We start from the raw sequence: 7140 nt of genomic DNA, 5'->3' as shown, positions 1-7140 counted from the left end.
TTGACGCTTTAACCGATTACGGATCTGTCCGTTCCGCTCCCCCTTTGCGTTTAGGTGTTCATCACGGCCCGGTCACGACCGTGAGTGAACGCCGAAAACAGTATTGCCACGTTGGGTGACCGGGCGTAGGACTGTCGCACGGGACACGGCCGCGCGCGAGGCGGTCGGCATCGGAGGGAAACGGGGATGCAGAAATCGCTTCGCAGGAACAGGAAACGGAAGAAGCGAACCGCACGAGCCGCGCTGGCCGCGGCATCGGCGGGAGCGCTCATGGTCACCGCCGCGGGCTGCGGCAGCGACGACGGGGACACGGTCAGCGGCGCCCCGGTGCCGGTCACCGTGAAGCTGCCCAACCTCAAGGGTCAGAAGCTCCAGGTCACCGCCGTCTGGACGGGCACCGAGCAGGAGAACTTCACCAAGGTGCTGGAGGAGTTCGAGAAGCGCACCGGCGCCAAGGTCTCCTTCGTACCCAGCGGTGACGACATGGCGGGCTTCGTCGGCTCGAAGATCGCGGGCGGCTCGCCGCCGGACGTGGCGATGGTCGGCCAGGTCGGGGTCATGCGCGAATTCGCGCAGAAGGGCTGGGCGAAACCGCTCGACGCCGCAGCGAAGGCGGAGGTGAACAAGAACTTCGCCAAGGGCTGGCAGGATCTCGGCTCGTACGACGGCAAGCAGTACGGGGTGTATTTCAAGGCCAGCAACAAGTCCCTGATCTGGTACAACACCTCAGCCTTCGACTATGCGGGGGCGAAGGAGCCGAAGACCTGGAAGCAATTGCTGACCCAGGCCCAGCTGATCTCGGATTCCGGCACTGACGCGGTCGCCGTCGGCGGCCAGGACGGCTGGACGCTGACCGACTGGTTCGAGAACGTCTATCTCTCCCAGGCCGGGCCGAAGAAGTACGACCAGCTCGCCCAGCACAAAATCAAATGGACCGACCCGTCCGTCAAGAAGGCGCTCGAAACGCTCGCCCAGCTGTGGGGCACCAAGGGCCTGGTCGCGGGCGGCCGGAGCGGCGCGCTCCAGACCGCGTTCCCGGATTCGGTCACCAAGGCGTTCGGCAATGCCGCCGAGCCCGACGCGGGCATGGTCTTCGAGGCCGACTTCGTCGCCGCCAACGTCTCGGACGCGGGCGCGGAACTCGGCGGGGACGCGAAGGTGTTCCCGTTCCCTGCGGTGGGCGCCAAGCCACCGGTGGTGACCGGCGGCGACGTGGGCGTGGCGCTGAAGAACAGCAAGGCATCGCAGGCCCTGCTGACGTTCCTGGCCTCGCCCGACGCCGCGACCATCTGGGCCCAGTCCGGCGGGTTCATCTCGGCCAACAAGAACGTCAAATTCAGCGCGTATCCCAATGACCCGATGCGCGACATCGCCAAGGCGCTCATCGCGGCGGGCAATGACTTCCGGTTCGACATGTCCGACCAGGCCCCGGCCTCCTTCGGCGGAAAGCCCGCCCAGGGCGAATGGAAAGCGCTCCAGGACTTCCTCAAGAACCCGAGGAACGTGGAAGGAATCCAGCGCCAGTTGGAAGCCGATGCCGCCAAGGCGTACAAGAACTGACGACTCGACCGGGAGATCCACATCATGTCGACCGCGACTGCGGGCGGCGCGGCCACACCTGGCCGGGCGTCGTCCGCCCCACCCACCACACCGCGCAGCACGAAGAAGAGGAAGAGCGTCCTGGGCACCCGGCCCTGGCTGGCGGCGGTGTTCCTGCTGCCCGCGCTGGCGCTGCTCGGCGCGCTCGTCGTCTATCCGATCGGCTACTCCGTCTACCGCAGCTTCTTCGACGCCAGCGGCAACGGCTTCGTCGGCCTGGACAACTACACGGAGATGTTCTCCGACGACGCCACCAAGACGGCGGTCAAGAACAACATCATCTGGCTGATCCTGGCGCCGACCATCTCCACCGCGCTCGGCCTGATCTTCGCCGTGCTCACCGAGCGGGTGCGCTGGGCCACCGCGTTCAAGCTGATCGTCTTCATGCCGATGGCGATCTCGATGCTGGCCGCGGGCATCATCTTCCGGCTGGTGTACGAACAGGACCCGGACAAGGGCGTGGCCAACGCCATGTGGGTGGGCGTGCATGACTCGTTCAGCGCCTCGCCGCCCTTCCCCGGCGCCCATCCGCGCCCGACCGCCGGGCTGACGGAGTCCGGAGGCGGCTCCTTCACCACGCAGGACACCGTCCGCGCCGGGTCCCCCTCCTCGATTCCGCTGGTCGCCGCCAAGCGCGACGACATCGGCGGCGCGCAGGACGCCCGGGCCGCGCAGGCCCAGCCCGGGAAGGTCACCGGCACCGTCTGGTTCGACTTCACCAAGGGCGGTCTCGGCAAGGAAGGCGCCATCGACAAGGGCGAGAAGGCGATGGCCGACCTCAAGATCGAGGCGGTCAAGGACGGCAAGGTCGTCGCGAAGACGACGTCGGCCGCGGACGGTACGTACACCCTCCCCGCCAAGGCCGAGGGCGCCCAGCTGCGGCTGCCCGCCTGGAACTTCTCCGCGCCGTACAACGGCATCGACTGGCTCGGCCCGTCCCTCGTCACCCCCGCCATCATCGGTTCGTACGTCTGGATCTGGGCGGGCTTCGCCATGGTGCTCATCGCGGCCGGGCTCGCGGGCGTACCGCGTGAGCTGATGGAGGCCGCGCGGATGGACGGCGCCAACGAGTGGCAGGTCTTCCGGCGGGTCACCGTGCCGCTGCTGGCGCCGGTGCTCTCGGTCGTCGTCGTCACGCTGATGATCAACGTGATGAAGATCTTCGACCTGGTGTACATCATCGCGCCGGGCCCCTCGCAGGACGACGCCAACGTCCTCGCGCTCCAGCTCTTCCAGTCGTCCTTCGGCACCGACGTCAACCAGGGGCTCGGCAGCGCGATCGCCGTCCTGCTGCTGTTGCTGGTGCTGCCCGTCATGTTCTTCAACCTCCGCCGGATCCGAAGGGAGAGCCGCCGATGACCAGCGCGGACACGGTCGTACAGGCGAAGCGGTCCCTGATCGGACGGATCGCGGAACGGGCCGGGGGCGGGGTGGTGCAGGTCGCCCTCGTCCTCATCGGGCTCTTCTGGCTGATGCCGACGGCGGGGCTGCTGCTGTCCTCCCTGCGCGACCCCTCTCAGGTGGACATCTCGGGGTGGTGGAAGGTCTTCAGCGACCCGTCGCAGCTGTCCTTCGACGCGTACGACAAGCTCCTGAGCAATCAGCAGATCACCGACTCGCTGTGGACCACCCTCGCCATCACCATCCCGGCGACCCTGCTGGTGGTCATCTTCGGCGCGCTCGCCGGGTACGCCTTCGCCTGGATGGACTTCCCCGGCCGCGACTGGTGGTTCCTGATCGTCGTCAGCCTGCTGGTCGTCCCGGTCCAGGTCGCCCTGATCCCGGTCGCCAAGCTCTTCGGCGAGATCGGCATCTTCCAGACCACGACCGGTGTGGTGCTCTTCCACACCGCCTTCGGCATGCCCTTCGCGATCTTCCTGCTGCGGAACTTCTTCGCCGAGATCCCCCGGGAGCTGCTGGAGGCGGCCCGCCTGGACGGCGCGGGTGAGCTGCGGCTGTTCTTCCGCGTCGTCATGCCGCTGGGCGCCCCGGCGATCGCCTCGCTCGGCATCTTCCAGTTCCTCTGGGTCTGGAACGACATGCTGGTCGCCCTGATCTTCGCCGACAGCGGCAACCCGCCGATCACGGTGGCGCTCCAGCAGCAGGTCCGGCAGTTCGGCAACAACATCGACATCCTGGGCCCCGGCGCGTTCGTCTCGATGATCATCCCGCTGGCCGTCTTCTTCGCCTTCCAGCGCCAGTTCGTGGCAGGCGTGATGGCAGGCGCGGTGAAGTAGCCCACCTGAACCACCCCGCCCAACCCGGCTGCGGCCCGGCACCCCTTTCGGGCGCCGGGCCGCAGCCATTCCGCCGACGGACCCGCTGGGCCGAACGGGGGCACTTTGGGGGGTGGTCCGCCATGGCGCCTCGGCATCCGGGAGGCGTTCAGATGATGGTGTGAGGAACCACCCGTCCCGCGCCGCCCGCCCCAGGACGCACGATGCCCCTCACCGCACCGCCCGCCGCCCCCCGCCCCTCGTGGCTCGCCGATCCGCCCCTGGTGCGCGGCTACCGGCGTACGGTCCCGCTGCGGATCCGGCGCGCGGTCATCGCCATGACCGGCGTCGAGCTGCGCCGCGCGGCCCTGCACGGGCTGGGTCGGCTGTCCCTCACCTCCGGTGCGCTACGGCTGCGCTGGGCGCGGCGGCGGTTGGGGCGGCTGGTGCGTACGGGGCTGATGTCCGCACCGGACCGCATGGTGATCGCCGACGACCGCGGCACCCGGATCGCGACCGTCGTCCGCACGCCCACCCCGCTGTTCGCGCGCGCCGAGAACCTGCGGCTGGTGTGCGAGGCGCTGGACCAGGCGCGGCTCGACCACTTCGTCGTCCGCTGCTACAGCAACGTCGCCTCCGCCGTGGGCGTACGGGCGGACCAGCGGGCCGCGGTGGTGACCGCGCTCGGCGCGCTGTGCGCACGCGAGGCGGGCTACGTCTCGCTGCCCCCGCGCCGGAAGGGCGCGGCGGGCCCGATGCGCCTCGGCGCCACGGCCCGCGCCTGGCGCGCCCTGGCCGCCGCGCCCGTCGTCCGCTTCACCCGCTTCCACACCACCCCCGGCGGGGACCTGGTCCTGGGCTCGTCGCACGGCTGCGACATCGAGTTCTGGGAGCGTGCCCCGGCGGAAGCCCTGACAGAGGCCCCGGCGGAAGCCCCGGCGGAAGCCCTGGCCGAGAGCCTCCACGCCCCGCGCCCCAACCGCACGACCGCCTCCGTACCGCTCGCGGGCGACGCCGTCCGCGCGGCGGACCGAAATGTTCACCCGGCTCGCCCCGGCCGAGGGCTGGTCCCCGGGCCCCCTCGTCCGTACGCGCCCGGAATTCACCACCCGGCTGCCGGACGAGGTCCGCTTCCCCATCGACGTCGTCTACACCTGGGTCGACGGCTCCGACCCGCAGTGGCAGCGGCGGCGCGCCGCCGTCACCGAAGGGGAGGGCGCGGGCTACCACGAGCAGGCCGCCAACGCCGCCCGCTACGCCAACCGCGACGAGCTGCGCTACTCCCTGCGCTCGCTCCACCTGTACGCCCCCTGGGTGCGCCACATCTATATCGTGACGGACCGCCAGGTGCCCGACTGGCTCGCGCTGGACCACCCCGGCATCACCGTCGTCGACCACCAGGACATCTTCGACGACCCGACCGTGCTGCCGACCTTCAACTCGCACGCCATCGAGACCCGGCTGCACCACATCAAGGGCCTCGCCGAACACTTCCTCTACTTCAACGACGACGTCTTCCTCGGCTCGCCGGTCACCCCGCAGGACTTCTTCCTCGCCAACGGCGTGACCAAGTTCTTCCCCTCCCGCGCGCTCATCCCGCTGGCCCCCGCCGACCAGCTGGACGTCCCCGTATCGGCGGCGGGCAAGAACAACCGGCGGCTGCTGGAGGGCCGGTTCGGGGCGACCGTCACCCAGAAGATGAAGCACACCCCGCACGCCGTGCGCACCAGCGTCCTCGCCGAGATCGAGCGGGAGTTCCCGGACCCGATCCGCGCCACCATGGCCAACCGGGTGCGTTCCACCTCGGACATCTCCCTGCCGTCCTCGCTGCACCACTACTACGCGTTCCTCACTGGGCGCGCGGTCCCGTCCCAGCTGCGCTACGACTACTTCGACCTCGCCCGGCCCACCATCCCGGGCCGACTCGCGAGACTGCTGCGGTCGCGCCACTGCCAGGCGTTCTGCCTCAACGACACGGTCTCCTCCGAGCACGACCTGGCCGGTCAACTGGCCCTGCTCGGCCCCTTCCTCGACGCCTACTTCCCCGTCCCCAGCCCGCTGGAGCGGGCCGTCACCCGACAGGAGCCGCGGCAGCCATGCCCCTCGCCATCACCCTCCCGCTGAACCCGGACGTCCTGGCCTCCAGCGGACCGTACCCCCGCGCGCTCAATGTGCTCAGCCGCAAACAGACCGCGGTGCAGCGGCAGTTGCGCCGCTCCGGCCTGGCGGGCTACGAACCCACCACCCAGGCCACCCTGCTGGCCCTCGCCGGACAGGCCCCGGCGGGCGGCGCGGTGTACGACATCGGGGCGCACATCGGGCTGTACTCGGCCCTGGTCGACGCGGTCTACGGGCGGCGGCCCGGCGGCCCGCACACCATCGCCTTCGAACCCACCCCGGAGACCGCCGCCCTCTGCCGCCGCATCCGCCACTGCAACGCCCTCGACTACGAGGTGCAGCAGACCGCGCTCTCCTCCGAACCCGGCACCGCGGAGCTGTACTTCTCCCACAAGTCGGAGTCCTCGAACTCCCTCAACCCGGCCCACCGCAAGCACACCGAATCGGTGACCGTCCCGGTCACCACGGTGGACCACTTCACCGAGGACCGCGGCCTCGTCCCCCACCTCATCAAGGTCGACGTCGAGACCTACGAGGCGGACGTCCTGACCGGCGCCCTCGCCACCATCCGCCGCCACCGCCCCTGGATCGTCTGCGAACTCCTCCCCAGCGCCGACCACGGCACCCTCCGCACCGCGCTGACCCCCCTCACCGCCATGGACTACGGCCTCCACCCGATCACCCCGGAGTCCCCCTGGCAGCGCTACGACGAGACCACCTACCAGCAGGCGGTCAGCCCCCAGTCCCGCGACTGGCTCCTGGCTCCCCGCCCGCTGACCGCCGCCTTCCACCGGGCCGAACGCCGCTGGCTGATCGCGATCCTGGCCTGCGACGAGACGACGAACCTCCTCACCCCCGACAAGGCGTCCTTCCCCTACGCCTGGAACGCCCCCTACCGCCCCCGCGCCCTCCGCCCCGCCCTCACCCGCCTGACCACCGCCGCGGCTCTCGCCCGCCGCGCCTTCCCCACGGCCGCCCAGCCCCTTACGCCGACGCGCTGACCGGCGCGGGTTCGACCGCCTCCGACACCTCGGCGAGCAGGCTCTCCACATCGGCACCCCAGCGGGAGCTGATGACCAGGTCCCGGGCCGGGTCGACCCACAGCAGGTGGCCGCCCCCGTTGCCACGTGCGCAGCGCCCGGTCGCCGGGGCGGTCGGCCATACGGTGCGGTGGTCGTTGAGCCACCAGGACAGCCCGTAGTTCGGC

General features: G+C 70.3%; 4 protein-coding genes and 2 pseudogenes. 5 read left to right on the top strand and 1 reads right to left on the bottom strand.

Translation table 11 applies throughout. From position 1 onward, the window contains the following. Positions 1–186 precede the first annotated feature (186 nt). The 5 genes and pseudogenes from SSOG_RS27050 (at position 187) to SSOG_RS27030 (ending at position 6934) form a co-directional block, all read left to right on the top strand. Positions 187–1560 carry an ABC transporter substrate-binding protein gene (locus SSOG_RS27050; RefSeq protein WP_009717444.1) on the top strand — a complete coding sequence of 458 codons (1374 nt, stop codon included), beginning with the start codon at positions 187–189 and terminating at the stop codon, positions 1558–1560. A gap of 24 nt (positions 1561–1584) precedes the next feature. Further along, on the top strand, positions 1585–2958 hold the full coding sequence (locus SSOG_RS27045) for a carbohydrate ABC transporter permease (RefSeq protein WP_039938801.1): 1374 nt from the start codon (positions 1585–1587) through the stop codon (positions 2956–2958). Next, entirely contained in the window at positions 2955–3836 is an 882-nt protein-coding gene (locus tag SSOG_RS27040; protein ID WP_009717442.1) for a carbohydrate ABC transporter permease, read from the top strand. Before SSOG_RS27045 ends, SSOG_RS27040 begins: the two co-directional genes overlap by 4 nt. A 203-nt stretch (positions 3837–4039) precedes the next feature. Beyond that, a pseudogene (locus tag SSOG_RS58530) lies at positions 4040–5939 on the top strand (stealth family protein). Next, positions 5912–6934, top strand: coding sequence for an FkbM family methyltransferase (locus SSOG_RS27030; protein WP_009717440.1), 1023 nt, complete (start codon positions 5912–5914; stop codon positions 6932–6934). The pseudogene SSOG_RS58530 and the gene SSOG_RS27030 overlap by 28 nt, the downstream one beginning before the upstream one ends. Here SSOG_RS27030 and SSOG_RS53960 read toward each other — a convergent pair. Next, positions 6918–7140: pseudogene (locus tag SSOG_RS53960) on the bottom strand (serine hydrolase domain-containing protein); the annotation flags it as partial. The gene SSOG_RS27030 and the pseudogene SSOG_RS53960 sit on opposite strands and share 17 nt — an antisense overlap.

Origin of the sequence: Streptomyces himastatinicus ATCC 53653 (assembly GCF_000158915.1) — a bacterium.
GTDB classification, from domain to species: Bacteria; Actinomycetota; Actinomycetes; order Streptomycetales; family Streptomycetaceae; genus Streptomyces; species Streptomyces himastatinicus.
This window is presented reverse-complemented; position numbering and strand designations above follow the sequence as displayed.